The organism is Paenibacillus sp. EKM211P (assembly GCF_011066175.1).
GTDB classification, from domain to species: Bacteria; Bacillota; Bacilli; order Paenibacillales; family Paenibacillaceae; genus Paenibacillus; species Paenibacillus polymyxa.
The window spans coordinates 1-249 of the sequence record NZ_JAAMNS010000088.1; the positions used below are offsets into that span (position 1 = coordinate 1).

At 45.4% G+C, this 249-nt stretch carries 1 rRNA gene; it reads right to left on the reverse strand.

The features are described 5' to 3' along the window. Positions 1-65: ribosomal RNA gene (gene rrf, locus G9G57_RS25490) — 5S ribosomal RNA — on the reverse strand; the annotation flags it as partial. Between the last annotated feature and the right edge of the window lie 184 nt (positions 66-249).

Below are 249 nucleotides of genomic sequence, written 5' to 3' on the forward strand. Positions count from 1 at the left end.
CTGGAGGGCTTAACGGTCGTGTTCGGGATGGGTACGTGTGGAACCCCTCCGCTATCGCCACCAAACATGAATTTGCTTCGCAAATTCTTCCGTAAGGTTATTCGGTTCATCACAGATTGTGTGAATGAATAGCTATACGCTTGTTGTATGTACTTCTACATACCTTCAAGGTGTTACACCCTGAAAACTGGATCCGAAACTTCATTGCGCCTTATCTTTAGGATAAGCCCTCGACCGATTAGTATTGGT